This is a genomic window from Bacillus sp. FSL M8-0166 (assembly GCF_038008825.1).
GTDB classification, from domain to species: Bacteria; Bacillota; Bacilli; order Bacillales; family Bacillaceae; genus Bacillus; species Bacillus safensis.
On sequence record NZ_JBBOZZ010000002.1, the window covers coordinates 20,256 to 42,697 of the forward strand.

General features: G+C 41.7%; 26 protein-coding genes and 1 pseudogene. 19 read left to right on the forward strand and 8 right to left on the reverse strand.

Annotated features, from left to right (window positions below; all coding sequences use genetic code 11):
- Positions 1-66: 66 nt before the first annotated feature.
- Positions 67-1,245: an MFS transporter gene (locus tag NSS92_RS18635; RefSeq protein ID WP_269466388.1), complete on the reverse strand. Its 1,179-nt coding sequence runs from the start codon at positions 1,243-1,245 to the stop codon at positions 67-69.
- 218 nt (positions 1,246-1,463) lie between these two features.
- On the opposite strand from NSS92_RS18635, the gene kapD reads away from it, so the two are divergent.
- A complete protein-coding gene (gene kapD, locus NSS92_RS18640) occupies positions 1,464-2,081 on the forward strand; it encodes a 3'-5' exonuclease KapD (protein ID WP_095409450.1) in 618 nt (205 codons plus the stop codon).
- Here the strand turns inward: kapD and NSS92_RS18645 are convergent.
- Positions 2,078-2,470 (reverse strand): kinase-associated lipoprotein B, encoded by a 393-nt coding sequence (locus NSS92_RS18645; protein ID WP_095409449.1) that lies wholly within the window; start codon positions 2,468-2,470, stop codon positions 2,078-2,080. The two genes, kapD and NSS92_RS18645, sit on opposite strands and share 4 nt — an antisense overlap.
- A 90-nt stretch (positions 2,471-2,560) precedes the next feature.
- Between NSS92_RS18645 and NSS92_RS18650 the strand changes: the two genes are divergently transcribed.
- Positions 2,561-2,740 (forward strand): hypothetical protein, encoded by a 180-nt coding sequence (locus NSS92_RS18650; RefSeq protein WP_034282549.1) that lies wholly within the window; start codon positions 2,561-2,563, stop codon positions 2,738-2,740.
- Here the strand turns inward: NSS92_RS18650 and NSS92_RS18655 are convergent, their stop codons facing one another.
- Together NSS92_RS18655 and NSS92_RS18660 are read right to left on the reverse strand one after the other, a co-directional pair.
- Positions 2,741-4,033 carry an ATP-binding protein gene (locus NSS92_RS18655; protein WP_267586539.1) on the reverse strand — a complete coding sequence of 431 codons (1,293 nt, stop codon included), beginning with the start codon at positions 4,031-4,033 and terminating at the stop codon, positions 2,741-2,743.
- A 133-nt stretch (positions 4,034-4,166) separates the two neighbouring features.
- On the reverse strand, positions 4,167-5,342 hold the full coding sequence (locus NSS92_RS18660) for a MalY/PatB family protein (protein WP_340870148.1): 1,176 nt from the start codon (positions 5,340-5,342) through the stop codon (positions 4,167-4,169).
- Positions 5,343-5,425: 83 nt separating this feature from the next.
- On the opposite strand from NSS92_RS18660, the gene NSS92_RS18665 reads away from it, so the two are divergent.
- Complete coding sequence (locus NSS92_RS18665; protein WP_041107617.1) at positions 5,426-5,686, forward strand: YugE family protein; 261 nt, start codon at positions 5,426-5,428, stop codon at positions 5,684-5,686.
- Here the strand turns inward: NSS92_RS18665 and NSS92_RS18670 are convergent.
- Positions 5,683-6,507: an alpha/beta fold hydrolase gene (locus tag NSS92_RS18670; protein WP_041107616.1), complete on the reverse strand. Its 825-nt coding sequence runs from the start codon at positions 6,505-6,507 to the stop codon at positions 5,683-5,685. The genes NSS92_RS18665 and NSS92_RS18670 overlap by 4 nt on opposite strands.
- A gap of 175 nt (positions 6,508-6,682) precedes the next feature.
- Between NSS92_RS18670 and NSS92_RS18675 the strand changes: the two genes are divergently transcribed.
- From NSS92_RS18675 to yugI, 3 genes are all read left to right on the forward strand, one after another.
- Positions 6,683-7,183 carry an Lrp/AsnC family transcriptional regulator gene (locus tag NSS92_RS18675; protein WP_003213765.1) on the forward strand — a complete coding sequence of 167 codons (501 nt, stop codon included), beginning with the start codon at positions 6,683-6,685 and terminating at the stop codon, positions 7,181-7,183.
- Complete coding sequence (locus tag NSS92_RS18680; RefSeq protein ID WP_340870153.1) at positions 7,184-8,377, forward strand: aminotransferase; 1,194 nt, start codon at positions 7,184-7,186, stop codon at positions 8,375-8,377.
- Positions 8,378-8,575: 198 nt separating this feature from the next.
- Positions 8,576-8,968, forward strand: a complete 393-nt coding sequence (gene yugI / locus NSS92_RS18685; RefSeq protein WP_007500519.1) for a S1 domain-containing post-transcriptional regulator GSP13 — start codon at positions 8,576-8,578, stop codon at positions 8,966-8,968.
- A gap of 69 nt (positions 8,969-9,037) precedes the next feature.
- Here yugI and NSS92_RS18690 read toward each other — a convergent pair whose 3' ends face one another.
- Entirely contained in the window at positions 9,038-9,274 is a 237-nt protein-coding gene (locus NSS92_RS18690; protein WP_003212952.1) for a DUF378 domain-containing protein, read from the reverse strand.
- Positions 9,275-9,418: 144 nt separating this feature from the next.
- On the opposite strand from NSS92_RS18690, the gene NSS92_RS18695 reads away from it, so the two are divergent.
- The 5 genes from NSS92_RS18695 (at position 9,419) to NSS92_RS18715 (ending at position 14,119) form a co-directional block, all read left to right on the forward strand.
- Positions 9,419-10,582 (forward strand): iron-containing alcohol dehydrogenase, encoded by a 1,164-nt coding sequence (locus NSS92_RS18695; RefSeq protein WP_267586536.1) that lies wholly within the window; start codon positions 9,419-9,421, stop codon positions 10,580-10,582.
- A gap of 120 nt (positions 10,583-10,702) precedes the next feature.
- Complete coding sequence (locus NSS92_RS18700) at positions 10,703-11,875, forward strand: iron-containing alcohol dehydrogenase (RefSeq protein ID WP_340870158.1); 1,173 nt, start codon at positions 10,703-10,705, stop codon at positions 11,873-11,875.
- A 126-nt stretch (positions 11,876-12,001) separates the two neighbouring features.
- Positions 12,002-13,357, forward strand: a complete 1,356-nt coding sequence (locus NSS92_RS18705; RefSeq protein WP_323650615.1) for a glucose-6-phosphate isomerase — start codon at positions 12,002-12,004, stop codon at positions 13,355-13,357.
- 112 nt (positions 13,358-13,469) lie between these two features.
- Positions 13,470-13,688: a hypothetical protein gene (locus NSS92_RS18710; RefSeq protein ID WP_267586533.1), complete on the forward strand. Its 219-nt coding sequence runs from the start codon at positions 13,470-13,472 to the stop codon at positions 13,686-13,688.
- 29 nt (positions 13,689-13,717) lie between these two features.
- Complete coding sequence (locus NSS92_RS18715) at positions 13,718-14,119, forward strand: YugN-like family protein (protein WP_024423291.1); 402 nt, start codon at positions 13,718-13,720, stop codon at positions 14,117-14,119.
- Here the strand turns inward: NSS92_RS18715 and NSS92_RS18720 are convergent.
- A complete protein-coding gene (locus NSS92_RS18720) occupies positions 14,116-15,102 on the reverse strand; it encodes a potassium channel family protein (RefSeq protein ID WP_340870164.1) in 987 nt (328 codons plus the stop codon). The genes NSS92_RS18715 and NSS92_RS18720 overlap by 4 nt on opposite strands.
- 126 nt (positions 15,103-15,228) lie before the next feature.
- Here NSS92_RS18720 and NSS92_RS18725 point away from each other — a divergent pair, with 126 nt between their 5' ends.
- The 6 genes from NSS92_RS18725 to NSS92_RS18750 all read left to right on the forward strand — a co-directional run bounded on the left by NSS92_RS18725 (position 15,229) and on the right by NSS92_RS18750 (position 19,409).
- Entirely contained in the window at positions 15,229-15,453 is a 225-nt protein-coding gene (locus NSS92_RS18725; protein WP_340870166.1) for a hypothetical protein, read from the forward strand.
- Between the two features lie 80 nt (positions 15,454-15,533).
- Entirely contained in the window at positions 15,534-16,208 is a 675-nt protein-coding gene (locus NSS92_RS18730; protein WP_024423288.1) for a zinc metallopeptidase, read from the forward strand.
- 48 nt (positions 16,209-16,256) lie between these two features.
- A complete protein-coding gene (locus NSS92_RS18735) occupies positions 16,257-17,549 on the forward strand; it encodes a hemolysin family protein (protein ID WP_044332481.1) in 1,293 nt (430 codons plus the stop codon).
- A 137-nt stretch (positions 17,550-17,686) separates the two neighbouring features.
- On the forward strand, positions 17,687-18,088 hold the full coding sequence (locus NSS92_RS18740) for a secondary thiamine-phosphate synthase enzyme YjbQ (RefSeq protein WP_340870171.1): 402 nt from the start codon (positions 17,687-17,689) through the stop codon (positions 18,086-18,088).
- A 16-nt stretch (positions 18,089-18,104) separates the two neighbouring features.
- Positions 18,105-19,136: an NAD(P)H-dependent flavin oxidoreductase gene (locus NSS92_RS18745; RefSeq protein ID WP_340870173.1), complete on the forward strand. Its 1,032-nt coding sequence runs from the start codon at positions 18,105-18,107 to the stop codon at positions 19,134-19,136.
- A 24-nt stretch (positions 19,137-19,160) separates the two neighbouring features.
- Entirely contained in the window at positions 19,161-19,409 is a 249-nt protein-coding gene (locus tag NSS92_RS18750; protein ID WP_340870176.1) for a hypothetical protein, read from the forward strand.
- A gap of 21 nt (positions 19,410-19,430) precedes the next feature.
- On the opposite strand, the gene NSS92_RS18755 is transcribed toward NSS92_RS18750, so the two are convergent.
- On the reverse strand, positions 19,431-20,171 hold the full coding sequence (locus NSS92_RS18755) for a protein-glutamine gamma-glutamyltransferase (protein WP_034282523.1): 741 nt from the start codon (positions 20,169-20,171) through the stop codon (positions 19,431-19,433).
- A gap of 339 nt (positions 20,172-20,510) precedes the next feature.
- On the opposite strand from NSS92_RS18755, the pseudogene NSS92_RS19490 reads away from it, so the two are divergent.
- Positions 20,511-21,377 (forward strand): annotated as a pseudogene (locus NSS92_RS19490) (cache domain-containing protein); the annotation flags it as partial.
- A 114-nt stretch (positions 21,378-21,491) separates the two neighbouring features.
- A complete protein-coding gene (locus NSS92_RS19495) occupies positions 21,492-22,319 on the forward strand; it encodes a methyl-accepting chemotaxis protein (protein ID WP_445661657.1) in 828 nt (275 codons plus the stop codon).
- Positions 22,320-22,442: the final 123 nt, after the last annotated feature.

The window sequence follows — 22,442 nt, forward strand, 5'->3', positions numbered from 1 at the left end:
AAAAGAATGGGCGTGAAGTCTAGTGAATAAGGCTTTTACGCAAGAAAAAAGAGTATCTGAAGATGATCAGACACTCCTTTCCTTTGTCTTCGCATGCGAGCGGACCGCCCATAAAAATAACGCGCCAAACAGAAAAATGCCGGCAGTGACATAAAAGACAGCTGGAATCCCGTAATGACTCGCCACAATGCCGCCGATTACCGGACCGACGACATTCCCAAGAAAGCGGAAGCTGACATTGTATCCGAGCACTTCTCCTTGCATAGAAGCAGGTGCTTTGATCCGGATGTACGCCGTCGTACACGGAATAATCCCGCCAAGTGCCATCCCGTATAGAAAACGGAAAATAACTAACATCACGTAGGAATCCGCCATCGCTTGCGGGATGAATAAAATAGAGGAGAGAATGAGAAGGGCAAGCAGCACCTTGTCGTGACCAATTCGATCTCCGAGATCTCCCCATTTTCGCGTAAACAGCAAATTGCCAAGTCCAGTTGCAGAAAATGCTAGCCCCGCATAAAAAGCGAGATTGACAGGACCATGTAAATCATGAATGTATAAAGCCAAAAGCGGCTGAATGCTAAAGTTCCCTACTTGTGTAATAAACGTTAAAAGCATCGTGACCACAAGTAAAGGCTGTTTGAAAATGTGAATGAGTACATCCTTCCGTGAGTAAGAAACACGCTTTGCTTCTTTTGACCGGATCGGCTGTTCCTTCACTCCGAAGATAATCACAATAGCTGACACATAAATGACAGCCGCTGTGAGGAAAAACGTATAAATAAATCCGACGCTGTCTGCCATGAATCCGCCCATTAACGGACCAAACAATCCTCCGGCGACATTACTCATCTGCATCGTTCCAAGGGTTTTACCGGCAGTTGCCTTTTCAGTCTGTGCAGAAATCAGTGCCATTGAAGTCGAGATAAAGCCTGTGACAAGCCCCATGAAGAGCCTTAATGCGAATAGCTGATACACGGTGTGCACAAGCCCCATTAATAGAATACTTGTGGCGATGCCAATACCGTTAATTAATAATATCTTTTTATAGCCATGCCGGTCGCCAATCCGCCCCCAAATCGGAGAGATCAGGAAGGCCGTTAAAAACGTGACCCCAAAGACATAGCCGCTCCATCTTTGAACAAATTCATTTGAATAGCTGCTATCAAGAGATTCTATGTAAAGTGATAAAAAAGGGACGATCATTGTAATGCTGGCTGATACAAAAAAGTTCACAAACCACATGATGTACAAGTTTTTCTTCCTGTTTGTGATAGAGACCACCTTCTTTATTTATTTCGTGTTCCTTAATAATTATAAAGGAAAATAAACGATCTTTCATCTGATGAATAGGTTGGGCATAGTGAATCTGCATTATTTTCACGAAAATGAAGTGATTTCAAGGTCCGTCTTAATATAATGGTATGAGAATGAAAAACTGATGAAAAAGTGAGGTGAGACTGGTGGAACAGAAGACGGTGCTTGTGGTCGATTTTGAATTTACGATGCCTGATGGAAAATATCATCCACAAAACTTTTTTCCTGAAATTATTGAAGCTGGGGTAGTGAAAGCAGCAGATGAAACGATCATAGACACATTCTCTAGCTACGTCAAACCGAAAAAGTTCCCGAAGCTGACGAAGCGCTGTAAATCTTTCCTCGGAATTACGCAGGAGGATGTAGAGAGCGGGATTTCATTTGAGGCGTTTATCGAGAAGCTTGTGACACTTGATGGGGGAGAGAATTGTGAGATTATTACGTGGGGCAACATGGACATGAAGGTATTGAAACAAAATTGTATGCTCAATCATATTACCTTTCCTTTTAAGGGGAAGCTGAGGGATCTTGCCTTTGAATATAAAACCTTTTTTGGTGACCGCACACTGACAGGGCTTCGAAAAGCGGCAAAGGAATACGGCAGTGAAGGAGCTGGTAAGCATCATAAAGCACTCGATGATGCCATGACGACTTATCAGCTGTTAACCCTCTTTGAAAAAGACAGAGCCTATGTGGAAAATCCGCAAACAACCAAAATTGGTGAGCTTATCGATTTCTCGCATTTTTTTGATTCGGCTGATTAGCGGACGTCTTCTGGAAAATAATCTTTCTCAAGAGAAGATAGGCACGCTCTTGATTTTTCAGCCCATTTGGAATCATCCGCACGGAGTGCTTGTTTCAATTTATCAACAGCTTCTTTCAGTGATACTTCATAATCAGGTATATCACCATCATAAGGCTTCACCATATGATGAGGGATATTTGTCTGTTCTCTATAGGCCAAAGCCCGCCTTTCCTGGAAAAAAGGCACGTCTGCTTCTTTTGGATGATGCAAGTCGCCTTGAGTGGGATGTGTCAGAACTGCTTTTACTTGAACGAGATAGGTCGATGGTTTCACTGCTGTCACTTCCCCAACGTATACACCTGTTTTATAAAAACCTTTCACAACTTGTCCAATTTGAATGTCTGTCATGTGAAATTCCTCCATTTCCTTCTCATAGGAAGGTATTTCATTTCTTTTAGCCAATATAGTGAAGTAAACGAGCAAAAGGGGGAATGGCGAATGATGTCGTTCATCGTACTTTTTCTACTATATTTTCCTGAAGATAAAAGGGAGTACATCCCAGCGGCTATCACCACGGTGATTTTCTTTATTGCTGCGTTTATTTGTTTTCGTCTCATCGTTCGTGCGTCTAAGAAGCAGGAGCGCATAGATGAAAAAAGAACAAAAAAAATGGATTAATCATTTTCTTCTTGTATCTTCAGGAAATTTCACGGTGACGGTTGTTCCAGACTGCAGCGAGCTTTTGAAACGAATGGTTCCATGGTGATTCTCAATAATAGAAAAAGTCACTGTCAGCCCAAGCCCAGTCCCTTTATTTTTCAAGGTATAATAGGGTTCGCCAAGCTTTTTCATTTGGCTTTCTGTCATACCTACACCGTTATCAACGAAATAAAGGCAGATCTTATGATTTTCTTTTGAAGCAAAAAGTTCAATTTTCCCTTCATGTTCAGGAGCTGCTTCAATTGCATTTTTGATTAAATTAATCATGACTTGCTTGATCTTCGTTACGTCACCTTGAATGTATAAGTCAGGTTCAATGGATTGATGAATCGTGACCGATTTAAAATTCGCATAGGATGTCATCAGTGATGCACATTCCTCAAGTAATTTAGATAGATTGAGAGATTCAATTTGATAATAGTTTTGTTTTGCAATGTCAAGATAACTCGTGATAATGTCCTGCGCCCGGTCTAATTCGGACAGAACGAGATTTTTATAATCTTTATTGGCAGGTGGCTCTTTCGTATGATCACTCGAAAAGAGCAATTGAATAAAGCCTCTCACAACTGTCAGCGGATTGCGTACTTCATGGGCGACACTTGCAGCAAGTTCACTTACAATGGTCAGTTTTTCTGACTGGACAAGCTGTGTTCTCATTTCCGCATTTTCTTTCACGAATTCAATAGAATAGATACTGAGCACAAGAAAGAATATGTAGTAAAGAGTTGAGAAAAATAACTCAAGGAGCTTTTGCTGCATAATAAAAGCTGGGCTGTATGCCATTAAGCTGACCGCAAGCAGTCCAATGTAAATAAAGAATCCTTTGGATAAACCGATAAGCACTCCGTAAAAAAGCTTATTCAGCTTCGAATATTGATACCATTTTCGGTAGAACAGGAATGGGATGAAAAAGTAAATTGGGACAACGATGAGTCCAATCCATAAGAAAGAGCCGTACATCACGAATTTGACAATGATGCTTATCAAGATGGCAACGATCCCCACCATGTATCCTCCGTATAAAATAGCAAGTACAAGGGGAATGGATTGAAGCCCAGTCTGCAAATCTAAAATCGAACCAACTGGATACATAATACATAGTGCTGAAGAGATGGATGCGAATACTGTGATAAGCAGTTTATTCGTTTTTGGGAAATGAGCAGGGGTCCGGCTTAGCCATAGCGCATGATATAAAAAGATTGGAAATAGAATAAAAGATACATGGAGCAGAAAATCCTTGAACATTTCCATTTAAATGCTCTCCTCGTAAATAATTGTAATTCCTCTCATTATATCATTTCATGTACAAAGTAGATATGATAAAAGGAGGGTTTTTTTCTTTAAAAAGAACACCCGTTAGGATGTTCTTTCTATCGTATAGGTCTTATTCAGCTGATAGCGTGAATGCTTGATGAAGACGTTTCAGTCCTTCTTTTACTGTTGAAGCAGGACAGCCGAGATTTATCCGAATAAAGCCGTCTCCTTCGTGTCCGTACACGTGGCCAAGCTCTAGGATCACTTTCCCTTTTTTCAGCAGATTCCGTTTCAATTCCGCTTGACTGAATTGATAATCCCGAATGTCCAGCCACAATAAATAAGAAGCATCTGGTTTCATATAACGCATATTTGGAAGATATTCGTCAATATAGTCCATCGCCATCTTCATGTTGCCTTCGAGATAAAGAACAAGGGCATTAAGCCACTCATCCCCGTGGCGGTATGCTGCTTCCATCGCAGGAATCGCAAATGCATTCAGTTTGGACAGTCCGTTTCTTTGCAATTCATTGGTGAAAAGGGTTCTTCTTTCTTCATCTGAAATGATAATGGCAGATGCTTGAAGCCCCGCTAGATTAAAGGTTTTACTCGGCGCAATACACGTTACCGTGATATGTGCAATGTCGTCAGAAAGGCTGGCGAAGGGCACATGCTGCTTCCCGTAAAGCATCAAATCCGAGTGAATCTCATCTGAAACGACTGTGACTCCATGCTTCACACATAGGTCTCCGACTCGCTTTAATTCCTCTTTTGACCATGCTCTTCCGGACGGATTATGCGGATGGCATAGGAACATGAGCTTTGCTTGTGGTCTGCTCAGCTTTTTCTCTAAATCATCAAAATCCATCATATAGCGGTCGTTTTCTATTTTTAAGGGATTGGCTAAGACTGTACGTCCATTTCGCTCAATCATTTGATAAAAAGGTGTATACACTGGTGACTGTATAACTACTTCGTCATGCGGTGCTGTAAAGGCTTGAACAGCAAAACTAAGTGCCGTTACGATTCCTGGTGTGAAGGTGACGGCATCTGTCTGAATTGTCCATCCATGTCTTCTTTTGAGCCAGCCAGCTACTGCCTGCTGCGTATCCTGATCTTGAAATGCATAGCCAAAAACGCCATGATCTAATCGCTCTTTCAATGCATCAAGGACGACCTGAGGTGCTTTAAAATCCATATCGGCCACCCACATCGGGAGGGCATCTGTTGTCAGGAACAAAGACTCTGCCTGATCCCATTTCACTGATTTTGAACCTTTACGTATGATCTGTTCGTCGAAATTCATGAAACCCACCTCTAGCTGTTTTTCAACCATTCTTGGTTGTGCTAAAATAAACATCACAAAATTTATTATAAGCGGTGATACCGATGAAAGATAGTCAAGCTGTAGAAGAGATGATTCAATTTATTAAGGCATGGGACCCTTTTCATTATGGAGAGGATTTTTATGAAACGGAGCCTGCTGACGTCATCAGTGCATTATACGACGCAGAAGACCCGTTATCTTTAGCAAAAGAGATTCAAGCCATCTACCATCACTCATTTGAACAGCTTCTTCCGATAGAGAGCTGTCAGCATACAGCGAATCAGCTTTTTGTCATACGAGACAGCAGCTCCTGTTCACGCTAAGACAGGCTGAAATGTCCGATTTGATCAGACACAAAGACCGGATTTTCCTCAGGAATGAGGTGCCCGGTTTTTTTTAATGCATGTAAGGTCGAATTTGGCAGATCTTTGTGCAGTCTTTCGCCTATTTGAATGGGAACGATTCGATCTTCCTCGCCCCAAATGAGCAGCACGGGTGTTTCCATTTTCTTTAAAACGTCCGAGGTTAAATCTCCTTCCCGGTGCCGAATCAAACGAAATATCCCCCGAAAGATTTGATCATCTGAAAACGGCTTTAAATATCCATCGACCATCTCTTGATCAATGATGGAATGATCATGCACAACAGCCGTTAAATTTTTCATAATGCCCTGCTTTAAAAGCTTTCTTTTTAGATACAGATAAAAATAAGGAATATATGTGCTGTAAACAAGTGATCTTTTTGACTTATTCAAATATCCAGAGCTGCACAAAAGAACCGCCTTTTCAAATAGGTCCGGCCGTTCAGAAGCAGCGTATAAGGCGATCTGTCCACCCATTGAATGACCCACTAGAATCGCATGCTGAATCTGTAAATAACCAGCTAGCTCAATAATAATTTTCCCCATGTTGCGATAGCTGTAAATAAACGTATTCGACTTCTCGGACTGTCCAAATGGCGGCAGATCAATCGCAATTAAATTGAAGTCCTGTTTTAGAAGCGGGATGAGCTTTCGATAGCTGAAGGTAGAAGAGAAGAGACCGTGAATTAAGATCAAAGTCTTCTTGCCCTCATTTGGATAGTGCTCGTAATAGATATCTAAACCGAATGTACTTTTCATATAAGCTGGCTGAACAATGTCCACATTCTTCACTCCGATACTTGATACTCTCTCTGTTAGGTGACTGTATTGTACCCTAAAAAGTGGATTTTAAGCTATTATTAGAATCTTTTCCCTGCTTAGCATAATGGGAAAAACGTGCTATAATGTTCAGAAGATTTTTTAAAACTAGCTTTTATAATCTGAGGTGTGAAATCAAATGAAACTAACAGAAAAAGAAACTGAAATATTAGAGATTTTAGATGAAAACAGCCGCGCCGACTTAAATACAATTGCAAAAATGGCAGGCGTGACAACAGAAGAAGCCGAAGCCATCATTCAAAAACTTGAAGATCAAAAAGTCATTATTGATTATTCAACCATGATTGACTGGCGAAAAGTGGATGGTCATGAAGGCGTTACAGCAATGATTGATGTAAAAGTGACACCAAAAAGAGGCGTCGGATTTGATGAAATTGCTGAACGAATTTATCGGTTTCAGGAAGTGGAGTCTGTCTATCTCATGTCAGGTGTTTACGATTTATCCGTTGTAATCCGCGGAAGATCTATGTCTGATATTGCCCGCTTCGTATCTGAAAAATTATCGACACTAGATTCCGTTGTTTCAACAACTACCCACTTTATTTTGAAAAGATATAAACATGATGGGAAAGTGTTTGAAACAGGAGACGATGACAAAAGAATCGTGGTGTCTCCTTAAATGAAAAAGTCTTATTTATCTGAAACGGTACAAAGCATTCAGCCGTCAGGTATTCGGAAATTCTTTGATTTGGCTGCCACAATGGAAGGGGTTATCTCCCTTGGTGTCGGCGAGCCAGATTTCGTGACAGCTTGGAATGTCAGAGAAGCAAGTATTATGTCATTAGAACAAGGACTGACCTCTTATACAGCGAATGCCGGTTTAATTTCTTTGCGAAAAGAACTGAGCCACTATTTATATAAGCGGTTTCACATTGACTACAGTCCAGAAGAGGAACTCATTATCACAGTTGGCGGAAGCCAGGCACTTGATTTGGCCTTTCGTGCGATTTTAAACAGCGGGGATGAAGTGATCATTCCAGAGCCTTGTTTCGTAGCATACGGGGCACTTACGACACTTGCAGGCGGAGTGCCTGTCTATTTAAGTACATCCGCTGAAAAAGATTTCAAAGCAGATTCTGCGGATCTTCGCACAAAGCTGACGCCGAAGACAAAAGCAATTTTGCTTTGCTCACCATCAAATCCAACTGGGTCTGTTTATTCAAAGGAAGAGCTTGAAGATATTGCTCAATTTGCGAAAGAGCATGACCTGCTCATTATTACGGATGAGATTTATGCAGAGCTGACGTACGATGAAGCTTTTACAAGCGTCGCGGCCATTCAAGATATGAAGGAAAGAACGATCTTGATTTCAGGCTTTTCTAAAGGGTTTGCCATGACGGGCTGGCGCTTAGGATATGTGGCAGCACCACCTGTACTGCGCGATGCCATGCTGAAAATACATCAATATTCTATGATGTGCGCGCCGGCGATGGCACAATATGCGGCAGAAGAAGCATTAAAAAATGGACTTGAAGATGTAGAGAAAATGAAGAAAAGCTACAGAAGGCGCCGTAATTTGTTTGTCGGCTCCCTTAATGAACTAGGACTCACATGCCACCAACCAAACGGAGCGTTTTACGCGTTCCCATCGATTAAAAGCACAGGCATGACATCAGAACAATTTGCTGAGGAACTGCTCCTAAGTGAAAAAGTGGCCGTTGTTCCCGGGAATGTATTCGGACCGAGCGGTGAAGGTCATATTCGCTGTTCATATGCTTCGTCACTTGATCATCTTCAGGAATCACTTTCAAGAATTCAGCGCTTTTTGCAGGCTGGACAAGTGAAGGAAGAAGCATCAGCCATCTTAAAATAAAAAAAGGCATCAATCCAAATGGACTCATGCCTCACAAATTAGGGGGGAATACTAGAAAGCATTCTTGTTTTCAGGTATTCCCCCTTTTGATCTCATCTAAACCCATTTAAAAAATATTTTGCGTAACTGCCCGTTCTGTGATATAGTTTTTAATTGCGTATAAACGAATATTAAAACATTTATTTAGGAGTTGTTATCATGGCGACAAAGTTTGAAGTAGGCAGTGTTTACACTGGTAAAGTAACAGGATTACAAGCGTATGGTGCGTTTGTTGCATTAGATGAAGAAACTCAAGGACTTGTGCATATTTCTGAAGTCACACATGGCTTTGTAAAAGACATCAATGAGCACCTTTCAATTGGTGACGAAGTACAAGTAAAAGTTCTTTCTGTTGATGAAAATGCAGGTAAAATCAGCCTTTCTATCCGTGCGACACAAGATGCACCTGAAAGAAAAGAAAGCAAACCAAAGAAACAAAGACCACAGCAAGTGAAAGAAGAAGCTGCTGCACCACAAGGTTTCAATACGCTTAAAGATAAACTTGAAGAGTGGATTGAGCAATCAAACCGTAAAGACCTTATCAAGAAATAATAAAAAAGCACCGCTTCAAACGGTGCCTTCGGCTGCCTCATACAGGCAGCCTTTTTTATGTCCTTTTATTTAACGAACTTCTGGATTCGGCTCGTCACGGCGAACAGCTTCTTCGCTTGGTTTGAACAACAGACCAAGGTTGACAAGACCTGCAATTCCAACAAGACCATAAATAATACGTGATAATGCAGAACCTTGTCCGCCAAAGATCGCTGCTACTAAGTCAAATTGAAAAAAGCCGATTAGTCCCCAGTTAATAGCACCGATAATCGTGAGCACGAGGGCAATACGCTGAATAGCACTCATCGTGATTCCTCCTTTCGCTACAGCATCAATACATTTATATTTTGCAGATTTTTAGCCAAACTATGCGTAAGAAAATGGATGAAAGCAAATTACTTTACTTTTGGAATGAATGAGGCGCATAATGTAGCGCGAGGAGGAGATCACATGGATCGATTTACTTATTGGAACCCAACGAAATTAATTTTTGGAAAGGGAGAAGTATCAGCCCTTTCAGATGAACTCAAACACTACGGAAAAAACGTATTACTTGTATATGGTGGAGGCAGTATTAAACGAAACGGCCTTTATGACCAAGTTGTCAGCATCCTAAAAGAATCAGGAGCTGCAATCACTGAACTTGCTGGTGTGGAGCCAAACCCGCGCTTAACAACAGTAAGAAAAGGGGTCGAGCTTTGCAAAGAGAACGACATTGATTTTATTTTGGCAGTCGGCGGCGGCAGTGTCATTGATGCGACAAAAGCAATTGCAGCTGGTGCGAAGTACGATGGAGATGCTTGGGATATCGTGACACGCAAGCACGTCCCTATGGAAGCTATTCCGTTCGGTACTGTGCTAACACTTGCCGCAACAGGCTCTGAAATGAACTCTGGATCAGTCATCACAAACTGGGAAACAAATGAGAAGTATGGCTGGGGAAGTCCAGCAGTTTTCCCGAAATTCTCTATTCTTGATCCAGTCAACACATTCACTGTGCCTAAAAACCATACGATTTATGGCATGGTTGACATGATGTCACATGTGTTCGAACAATATTTCCATCACACAGAAAATACACCTTACCAAGATCGTATGTGTGAAGGACTTCTTCGCACTGTCATTGAAACGGCACCGAAGTTGATCAACGATCTAGAGAACTACGAGCTGCGTGAAACGATTTTATTCACTGGCACAATTGCGCTTAATGGAATGCTTTCAATGGGGGCACGTGGTGACTGGGCTTCTCATAACATTGAGCATGCAGTATCTGCTGTTTATGATATCCCTCATGCAGGCGGACTTGCGATCTTGTTCCCGAACTGGATGAAACATGTGATTCAAGAAAACCCAGGCCGTTTTAAACAATTAGCGGTGCGTGTATTCGATGTAGACCCTGCGGGCAAAACAGACGAAGAAGTCGGCTTAGAAGGAATTGGCAAGCTGTCAGCTTTCTGGACAAGTCTTGGTGCACCAAGCCGTTTAGCGGATTATGACATCAACGATGAGAAAATTGATTTAATTGCAGACCGTGCAATGGCACGCGGTGAATTTGGTCAATTTAAAAAGCTAAACAAAGAAGATGTTTTAGCCATTTTGAACGCTTCTTTATAATTGAACAACAAAAGATAGCTGCTTGCGGGCAGTTATCTTTTTTTGAGTTCATCGTGTACATATGTTACAGTAGTCTTTCATGTTTTTGGATATATTCGTTGTAAGGAGATGTTTCAACAGATGGAGAATTTTATTTACTATAATCCAACAAAATTGATGTTTGGAAAAGGACAGCTAGAAGGACTCAAAAGCGAACTCGCTCGTTATGGAAAACGAGTGTTACTTGTATATGGCGGAGGCAGCATTAAGAAAAATGGTCTTTATGACAATGTCATCAGTGCGTTAAATGAAGCAGATGCTGAAGTGTATGAGCTGTCTGGCGTTGAACCAAACCCGCGCCTCACAACAGTGAAAAAGGGAATCAATATCTGCAAAAATGAGAACATTGATTTCTTATTAGCCGTCGGCGGCGGAAGTGTGATCGACTGTACAAAAGCGATTGCAGCCGGAGCAGAGTATGACGGTGATGTGTGGGATATTATTTCAAAGAAAATAACCGCTCAAAAAGCATTGCCGTTTGGCACAGTGCTGACACTTGCAGCAACTGGTTCAGAAATGAATCCAGACTCTGTCATCACAAACTGGGAAACAAATGAAAAATATGTGTGGGGCAGCTCAGTCACTCACCCTGCTTTTTCGATTCTAGACCCTGAGCATACGTATTCTGTGCCAGAAAACCAGACGGTGTATGGTATGGTCGATATGATGAGCCACGTCTTTGAGCAATACTTCCACAATGTGAAAAACACGCCTTTACAGGATCGGATGTGTTTTGCTGTTCTTCAAACAGTCATTGAAACAGCACCAAAGATGCTGGAGGACTTACAAAACTATGAGCATCGTGAAACCATTCTATATGCAGGAACGATTGCCCTAAATGGCACGCTGCAAATGGGTTACTTTGGCGACTGGGCGTCCCATACGATTGAGCATGCTGTATCGGCTGTCTATGACATTCCGCATGCAGGCGGGCTTGCCATCCTCTTCCCAAACTGGATGCGCCACACCCTCGATCATAATGTAGAACGTTTTAAAAACCTTATGCTGAACATGTTTGACATCGAAACAGAAGGAAAGTCAGATCGTGACATCGCATTAGAAGGAATCGACAAACTGTCAGCGTTCTGGACAAGCCTTGGTGCACCAAGCCGTTTAGCGGATTATGACATTGGTGAAGATCAGCTGGACAAAATTGCCGACATTGCAGCAAAAGAAATGGAATACGGTGGTTTTGGAAACTTTATGAAACTTAATCGTGATGACATTCTATCTATTTTGAAAGCTTCTTTATAATCCAGATTGCCGCTTCTCATCCAGAGAAGCGGCTTTTTGCCATGCCAGTGACGATCACTTGATTTCAAAAGCTAGTTCCGCTAAAGTGAAAGGGACAGAACTAACGTAATGGAGGGCTTACAAGCGATGACACATATTCAATTTGACTACTCGAAAGCGTTACCTTTCTTTCAAGAACATGAGCTTACATATTTAAAAGATTTTGTGAAGGTAGCCCATCATAATATTCATGAACAAACGGGTGCAGGCAGTGATTATTTAGGCTGGGTGGACTTGCCGAAGCAATATGACCGCGAAGAATTTGCCCGCATTAAAAAAAGTGCAGACAAAATTAAGTCTGACTCTGACGTCCTGCTCGTTGTCGGAATCGGCGGGTCATATCTAGGTGCACGTGCGGCGATTGAGTTTTTGAACCATTCTTTCTATAACACTTTGCCAAAAGGCAAGCGCAAGACACCGCAAATCATTTTTATTGGAAACAACATCAGTTCTTCTTATTTAACAGATGTGATGGATCTATTGGAAGATGCAGATTTCTCCATTAACGTGATTTCAAAATCTGGTACAACAACAGAGCCAGCCATTGCGTTCCGCATCTTTAAAAAGCTCCTCATTGAAAAATACGGTGCTGATGAAGCGAAAAAACGTATTTATGCGACAACTGACAAGGCACGCGGTGCACTGAAAACATTAGCAACTGAAGAAGGCTATGAATCATTTATCATCCCTGATGATGTTGGTGGACGCTATTCTGTGTTAACAGCAGTCGGCCTTTTGCCAATCGCTGTGAGCGGAGCAGACATTGATCAGATGATGGAAGGTGCGGCAAAAGCAAGCGAAGACTTCGCTTCATCTGAGCTTTCTGAAAATGCGGCTTACCAATATGCTGTCGTCCGCAATGTCCTTTACAATAAAGGCAGAACAATTGAAATGCTGATTAACTATGAGCCAGGCCTTCAATATTTCTCAGAATGGTGGAAGCAATTATTCGGTGAAAGTGAAGGGAAAGATGAAAAAGGAATCTATCCTTCATCTGCTAACTTCTCAACAGATCTTCATTCACTTGGTCAATATGTTCAAGAAGGAAGAAGAGACTTGTTTGAAACAATCGTGAATGTAGACAAGCCTCGACATGAGCTTGTGATTGAAGCAGAAGAACAAGACCTTGATGGCTTGAACTACCTGGCAGGAAAAACGGTTGATTTCGTCAATAAAAAAGCATTTGAAGGAACAATGCTTGCCCATACAGATGGAAAAGTACCGAATCTCATCGTGACAATTCCTGAGATGGATGCTTATACATTCGGATACCTTGTTTACTTCTTTGAGAAAGCATGTGCGATGTCTGGATATTTACTAGGCGTCAATCCATTTGATCAGCCTGGAGTAGAAGCTTATAAAGTGAATATGTTTGCTTTACTAGGAAAACCAGGCTTCGAAGAGAAAAAAGCAGAGCTTGAAAGCCGTTTAAAACAATCATAAGAACGAAAAAGCACACCTTTTCATAAGGGTGTGCCTTTTTTGTTTTCTTCAGGTTCCTGTGCAAGCTTCCCTGTGTTCTGTACATAGAATAATGAATGGAGGAGGGTGAAAAATGAGGACGAATCATATTTATATTCATGATATTTCTGGCCAGGCGATCGTTAACTTTGGCAATGTCGGACGCATTTGTTCTATTAGTGCTACGAAGGAAACAGCAGGTTCCGGCAGTGATAACGAGACGAATCAATCATTCAATCAAAGCCTATTTGATGCCGCGTTTTCAAACAATGTACAAATCACGAGGGGGAAATGTATGAATTCCTCTCTTTAACGAACCCTATACAAAAAGGAGGGTTTCGTATGATTCATGTACCATCCAGGCTGCCTGGTGAAAGCTTTTCACTTTACCATTTAGAAGAAACGATGAAGCCGCTCGGTTATGTCATTAATGGCAACTGGGATTATGATCACGGGTATTTTGATTATAAAATTGATAATCGTGATGGCTATACCTTTCTCAGAGTTCCTTTTACAGCCGAGAAAGGCCAGCTCGATCAGCCAGGTGTTGTGGTGAAAATGGGACATCCATTTCTCTTAAAGCATGTATATCAAGACAAGTTAGATGATCATGCGATGGTTGGAAATGTGGGCGCATCCTTTAACCAGTTCCAAGAACCAAAAGAGAAAGATGGAGATGTATCAAAGGCTTATGCTGAGATTGGCTTTTCGCTCGTCAAGGAATTAGAAGACGCACTGCTTTAAAGGCTGATCAGTTCATCCTCTGGATGAAGCTCATAGCCAAAGGGAGGATTCATCATGGGTCCTTCTTTTTTTTGTACGCCGACGATAATTACATGATGCTCTAAAAAGTGATGGAGCGCTGTTAAGAATGTTTCTCCAGCCAATGAAGCCGGTACAGGTATGATCGTGACGTGTTTATGCAAGGTCATTTGTCGTTTTTTCGTTAACGCCGTAAGCTGTTCCTTTATAAGAAAATGTTCAACCATTAAATGATTGACGGCATCAGAGGTATGAATGACTTGGTTGGCGCCGGCACGCTCGGCATTTTTAACGTAACGATCTGTTAAGATTTCAATTAAACAATATAGCGAAGGGTTTAATCCTTTTGCTGCAAGTAAGGTTAAAACACTCTGCATATCGGCTGTCACTTCATTTTCATGCTGATCCGCGGTAATCATCAGTGCATCTGCACCGGTAATGTTGGCTTTGCGCAGTGTGACATCTTCGGTGCCATGTCCTTTAATAAAATGAACATTTTCCAAAAGAGGCCCCTCTTTCAAGGAGTCATCAATCAGCACAATCGGCATGGCTGGATCAATCGTTTGAAACGACTGAAGCAGTTTGTTCGTCTTCTCATTCCAGCCGACGATAATCAGGTGTCCTTTCCCCTTAAAGGCTACCTTGCCCTCAACATAATGGTGCTGCTTGCTGAACACAGCGGCGGCAAGAGTGGCGAAATAAGCGGTAACAAAGCTGGCACCGATAAAAATGAGCGCCATACCCGCCAACTGCCCTGGCATGGTTTGCGGCACGAAATCACCGTAGCCAACCGTAGAGACTGTAATAAGCGCCCACCAGATCCCATCAAAGATCGTATGATACTGCTTCGGTTCAAGTAAAACGATTAATTGTCCAAAAAAGAGAAGCAAGAAACAGATGATGATGGCAATTCGAAGGTAAAGCGGCCACCTTAGCCAAGCAATAAAGATACGGTTTGATTTCATCGAACTCTTCCTTTCAGGAGACTGCTAATGTCAGTATGCCCGATTGAGGAAACATTTTTTCATCTTCGTCATGTATTGAAATAGAACCCATATCTTAAAATAAGGGAGAAGAAGGAGGGAATTCGAATGACGTTCGTTCAAAAGACCGTACTTCTTTTTATTGGCGCGCACTTTTTATCATCAGCTGTCATCTTACTCGTGTTTGATTTAAATGCTGTGAATCATTTTATGAATGATTTTTCATGGCTGCACTTTTTTCAAGACCTTTATGGTACAGTGACTTTTTATACAGCTTGCTTAGGTGTGTTCTTCTTTATCATTGGTGCGGTTATTCCCCTGAAAAAGACCTAGTGCTTTTTGCTGTACATGGTACATAAAAGTCATTAAAATTGTAAATAAATATATAAAATAAAAGGAAGCTGATGAGCATGCTGTTTTTTTATTTTTTAACATTTGCCGCATTGGGATTATCATTTTGGGCACAATTTAAAGTAAAGAATAATTTTGAAAAGTATTCAAAGGTTGAAGCATCCAGTATGAAAACAGGTGCTGAAACCGCTCGATATATTTTAGATCGCAACGGGTTATACGACGTGCCTGTTGAACCGGTAAGAGGAACTTTGACTGATCATTACGACCCGACGCAGCGTGTGGTTCGTTTATCTGAACCTGTGTACTACGGCCACTCCATTTCGGCCATTTCAGTCGCATCACACGAGGTTGGACATGCCTTGCAGCATCAGGAATCCTATGGTGCGCTTGTTTTGAGACATAAGATCTTTCCTGTCGTGAACTTTGCATCTGGTGTTGCTCCGCTTCTTTTCCTTGGTGGAATTTTGCTCAGCAGCCTTAACTTAATCGGGCTTGGGATCATTTTGTTCTCAGCAGCTGTATTCTTTCAGCTTGTGACATTGCCTGTCGAGTTTAATGCAAGTTCTCGTGCAAAAGATATCATTGTTTCAGAAGGAATCATTAGAAGCAGTGAAGAAAGAGGCGTGAACAAGGTGTTAAATGCTGCAGCTCTGACGTACGTGGCAGCGGCCCTTGTCTCCCTGTTTGAATTGCTCCGTTTTGTAATGATCTTCCTAAATGGCCGTAATGATTAATTGATGCCAGAGGAGGTGAGCCCTTACCAGTGTTAGGTAAGGGTTTTTTTGTATATTTTAAACGTATTTTTAGTCATATTACTCATTGCTGCGACAGCATTTTTTGTTGTCACTGAATTTGCGATTGTGAAAATTAGAGGCTCTAAAATCAACCAGCTGATCGAAAGCGGTGATAAGAGAGCCATCCATGTTCAAAAGCTGATATCAAATCTCGACGAATATTTATCCGCCTGTCAACTTGGAATTACCATCACGGCTTTAGGCTTAGGGTGGCTGGGCGAGCCGACGGTGGAGCATTTTCTGCATCCGCTGTTTGAAAAAATCGGGCTTCATTCCGCATTGACTGACATCCTTTCGTTTATCATCGCATTTGTGATCATTACGTTTTTACATGTCGTGGTTGGAGAACTCGCGCCTAAAACAATTGCCATTCAAAAGGCAGAGGCGGTCAGCCTTGTAACAGCAAAACCACTCATCTTTTTCTATAAAGTCATGTACCCGTTTATTAAAGCATTAAATGGGGCTGCACGAAGCATCGTGAAATTATTTGGTTATCATTCTGTCAAAGAACATGAAGTGGCGATCAGTGAGGAAGAATTGCGTCTCATTTTATCTGAAAGCTATGAGAAGGGTGAGATTAACCAATCTGAGTACAAATATGTGAATAAAATCTTTGAATTTGATAACCGAGTGGCGAGAGAGATTATGATCCCGCGTACAGAAATTTCAGCCATAGAGATTGAACAGACCCTAGAAGACGTGACCCATTATATGCTGAACGAAAGGTACACACGCTACCCTGTTATTAAAGAAGACAAAGATCATGTGATTGGTGTTATTAATAGCAAAGATGTATTTAAGGCCAGCTTCCTAAATCAAGATGTATCGATTGAAGACTTAATGCGTCCAGTGATACGAGTGATTGAAAGTACGCCCGTTCAAGAATTGCTCATTTTGATGCAAAAGGAACGGATTCATATGTCAGTGCTCGTAGACGAATACGGAGGAACAGCAGGACTTGTCACAGTGGAGGACATATTAGAGGAAATTGTCGGAGAGATTCGAGATGAATATGATCAGGATGAAACACCTCACATCGTTAAAAAAGGTGATTTCCATTATGTGATGGATGGGAAAGCATTGATTGATGAAGTAAATGATTTATTGGATTTAGCCATTGAAAATGATGATGTTGATACAATTGCTGGCTGGATGATGACACATAAATTTGATTTTGACATTGGAGATACGATTGAAGCAGAAGGCTGTGAATTTACCATCATGGATGCTGAAGACCACCATATTCGAACCATTGAAGTCAAAAAGGTTCACTTTTCTTAAAAACCTCGCATTGCTTGACGAGGTTTTTTTGCTTGGTAAAATTTATGTAAGAGGATTTGTTTTCTGCTGATTGCCGTTGATTGATTTCACATAAAAAGGGTATGGTTTTATAGAAACTTCAAAAAGGAGCAGCTCAAATGAAAAAAATCAATATACAAACAGACAGACGCGATGACATGATCGACGTCACACACGAGGTTCGCCATTATGTCAGAGAAACAGGCATACAAAACGGAACTGTCATCGTCTATTGTCCACATACGACAGCAGGGATGACCATTAATGAAAATGCAGACCCAGATGTGAAACGGGATATGCTCCGCCGGCTTGATGAAGTCTTTCCGTGGGAACATCCAAAGGACCGCCACATGGAAGGAAATACGGCAGCACATATGAAAGCGAGTTATATGGGGGCGTCTCAGCATGTTCTCATTCATGATGGGGATCTTGTGCTTGGCACGTGGCAGGGAATCTATTTCTGTGAGTTTGACGGGCCAAGACATCGTCATTTTTATGTACAAGTGTCAGCAAACGAGTAAGAGATGAGGGGAATAAATGGGGGATATCAAAAGGTTACCGAAAATCGAACATGGAATCATTCAAGCGCCAATGGCAGGAGGGGCTGTGACACCGCAGCTGGCAGCCGCTGTTTCAGAATACGGAGGGCTTGGCAGCCTGGCAAGTGGATATGTGCAGCCTGACGATTTGAGACAGCAGATTAGACAGGTCAAACAGCTGACATCTCGCCTGTTTCAGGTCAATGTGTTTGTACCAGAGCCAATTCCAGATGTCAAAAAAGAGGATGTGGCGTTCTGGGAGAAGAGACTGCCTGTATGGCCCGAAGCTCATAGGATGCCAAGCGAAGAAGAATTGTGGGATGATTTTGAACAGAAAATCAACATTCTTCTGGAAGAAGACGTTCCGATCGTTTCCTTTACATTCGCCTGTCCAAATGAACAAACGATTCATCGCTTAAAACAAAAGGGAATCTTTTTGATTGGAACTGCCACAACAAAAGAGGAAGCACTGCTTCTAGAGGAAAAAGGAATGGATGCCATTGTTCTGCAAGGAAGTGAAGCAGGGGGGCACCGCGGCACATTTTTACATGCAAAAGGAGACGCCCTGCTGGGACTAATCAGTCTATTTTCTGATGTCAAACCGCTCTGTCGTTTGCCTTTGATTGCCGCAGGAGGCATTACGGACCGATCAGGTGTGAAAGCAGCGCTAGCGCTTGGAGCGGATGCGGTTCAAATCGGAACACGGTTTTTAGCCAGCCAGGAAAGTGCTGCAGCAGAGGTATACAAGAAGGCTATTTTACAGGCAGAAGGCAGTGAAACAAGGGTGACAAGGCTTTTTTCTGGGAAAAGAGCGAGAGGTATTGTGAATCAGTGGATGGAGGGTGAAAGCCTGCATGAAGATAGGGTTCTTCCTTATCCAGTTCAGCATGTATGCACAACACCGATGCGAAAAGCAGCTGCTGCCGGCGGTAACCCTGATCAAATGGCTCTTTGGGCAGGACAGGGCGTTGGACGTATTCACTCGATTTTAAGCGTTGAAGACATCATGCACGAACTGACGCAGACATAAAATCATGATGGGTGGTGTGACAGGATGGACATCTTAAAACATTCCTACCGAAAAAAAGGCCAGATTGAATTTTGGTTTGATGACTTTCCACAATCTCCTGCTGTCCTTACGCCCATTCGTCATTACTATTTTGTTCGATACGTGAAATGGAGCCGGCACGACTCGCCGGTCACAAGAAAAGATTTAGAAGAGATGGAGATCCTTGCGAACACGATGCTAGGAACACTACAAAATTATCGTAAACGCAAGGCATACAAAAGCCCCTTGTCATAACCAATAGACAAGAGGCTTTTTTTAGCTGCCAAACATTTGCCTGAGATAAATCACATCCATCCGGGTAGTCTGCGGTAATAAATAAGCGGATTGAACTGCACCTGGACGTCTTCTCTTATTCAGTTTGTCGATAATTTCTGCCGCTGTTAAAATCCCAAGCCCATGACCGTAATATTGATCTTCTCCTAAGTAAATCACATTTTCCCCGCGCCATTGCGACTGCTGATAGCTAAACTCTGGATTTTCGAAATATAAGCAATCCCCATAGATAAAATCATTCCCGCGCTCTGTATAAATCGACAAAGTATCATAGTGCCAGTCATACAGTGTTAAACTGCGGAGTCTTCGATTAAACTTCTCCTCTCCTACTGTTTGCAAGACCCCCATATAAAACACAATGACAATCGCCGTTGCGCATTCAAATGCATATTTTGAACCATTTTCAAAAATGTCTTTAATGCCTCTAGATGGCTCCACTTGATAGCGCAGCTCTAGTGCTCCTGCTTCCGATACACGCCAAAACGCATCATTTGCACGCGATCTTTGAAAGATGGCAAATGAGGCACCACTCTTATTCAAATCTCTTGCAGCATTCATAATGTTCGATCTTAAAGTGACCTCAAATAGCAAATCAGATGCTTGCCTATAGCGGAACGTATCATTCGAGGCCTGTAACTGCATCAAAATAATCCGCTTTTGTCCCTCTAGCTGAAACGATGCCAGCTGCTCATTTGTCACTGGCTGTCCTGAAAGGATAATCATATGAAAAGCGCCCCCTTTTGTATTAGCGTATGCAGGGTGCTTGGGCAAGGAATCAATTTGTGAAAATAAACAAAATAGCATCCTTTTTATTTGAAAAACATGAAAATACTATGAAGCTGTCCGATATAAAACATATCGTTTAAAAGGAGGAAAAACATGAAAAATGCAATAAAATGGTTGAAAAAACCATCGATTTCCAAAAGGCTGATTATTTCATTCACACTTGTTCTCGTCTTGCCAATCATTACACTCAGTACGATTTCATATCAGATTGCCAAAGAAGAATTAGATCATGAAATCATGTACGGAGCAAAAGCAAGAGTCAATGAGATGAATGACATGATCGAGCAAAAGCTTTTGAATAAAGAAAACGCGGTGAAACTTTTTACTCAAACAACTACTGCTGCAGACTTTAAAAAGAAAAACCAGGACGAACTGTATGAGCATTTTGAAATATACAGCAAAATCAACGAAGATGATGTGGTTGGATTTTATGCAGCAAGTAAAAATCGTGATTTCATTCAGTTTCCTAAAGTAGACATGCCAAAAGGCTATGACCCAACAACACGCGATTGGTATCAGCAAGCGATGCAGGATGAAAAAGGTGAGCCAGTTGTCACCAATCCATACATTTCTGCTACAACAAACGGCATGGTGGTCACGATTGCCCAGCGCCTGAAGGACGGGTCGGGAGCGATCGGAATCGACATTGATGTGCAAGACATTGTTGATAAAATAAAAGAAATTAAAATTGGACGAGAAGGATATCCAATTATTGCAAATAAAAGCAAACAAATTGTAGCCCATCCAGAAGAAAAGTCAGGATCTAAGGTCACAGGAAATATTTCATCTATCCTTTACAGCGGAAAAGAAGGAACATCAACTTATGAGAATAAAGGAGAACAAAAACGTCTCGTTTTTGTGACAAATGATTTAACAGGTTGGAAAATTGCTGGAACGATGTTTGTATCAGAAACAGAAGAAGCAGCACAGCCAGTTTGGAATTCTGCCATTATTCTTTTAATTTCTTCATTTATCCTTGGCGGTATCACTATCTTCTTCATCGTTCGCTCCATCACTATTGGACTGAGAAGGCTTGTTGATTTCTCAGAAAAGGTGAGTGAAGGGGATTTAACAGAAACCCTCGAAACCAAATCGAAGGATGAAATAGGAGATCTCACAAGAAGCTTCAGCAAGATGAGTGAATCTCTTCGTGACGTCATTCGCGCTGTACAGCAATCTGTCGACAACGTGGCTTCGGCTTCAGAGGAGCTGACGGCAAGTGCCAGCCAAACAAGTCAAGCAACAGAGCATATTACGATGTCGATTGAACAATTTTCAAATGGAAATGAAGCACAAAACGAGAAAGTCGAATCTAGTACGAATCAGCTTGTGGCAATGAACGAAGGATTACAAGATATGTCACACACTTCATCTGAAGTAGCTGCTGTCTCACTTCAATCAACAGAGGCGGCTGGTCAAGGCGGGCGAATTGTTGAAAGCACAGCAAGCCAAATGAAACATATTGATACATCCGTACAAGAAGCAGAGCAGGTCATGAAAGAATTAGAATACAAGTCTAAAGATATTACGAGTATTTTAAATGTCATTAACGGCATTGCGGATCAAACAAACTTACTTGCGCTTAATGCAGCAATTGAAGCAGCAAGAGCAGGTGAATCAGGACGCGGTTTCTCCGTCGTTGCAGAAGAAGTGAGGAAATTAGCTGTCCAATCCGCAGATTCAGCGAAAGAAATTGAGAAGCTCATTCAGGAAATTGTGTTAGAAATTGCTAAATCTCAAGATATGTTCAAAGCAGTCAATCGAGAAGTAAACGCAGGACTCGGTATGACAGAAGAAGCAAAAGAAAGCTTCCGGCACATTTATGAGGCGGCAGAAGGAATGTCGAAAAAACTGTCGCAATTAAACGATACAGCAATTGACCTATCGAGCGGTTCAAAGCTTGTTTCACAAGCGATGCAGGAGATGCGCCAAGTCTCTAGAGAAAGCGCAGCAAACATTCAGGACATTGCGGCTTCCGCAGAAGAGCAGCTTGCATCTATGGAAGAAATCACCTCTTCTTCTGTGACACTTGCCAACATGGCAGAAGAATTAAAAGAGCTCACAAGTCAATTTAAAATTAATTAAATAATGATGAAAAAATATCCAGAATTGTCTGGGTATTTTTTTTATTTTTAAACGTCATTTCCAGCCTCTAAAAATACACCTTTCATCCGATAATAACTTTAGAGAAGTAAAGGGGGAAAGTTA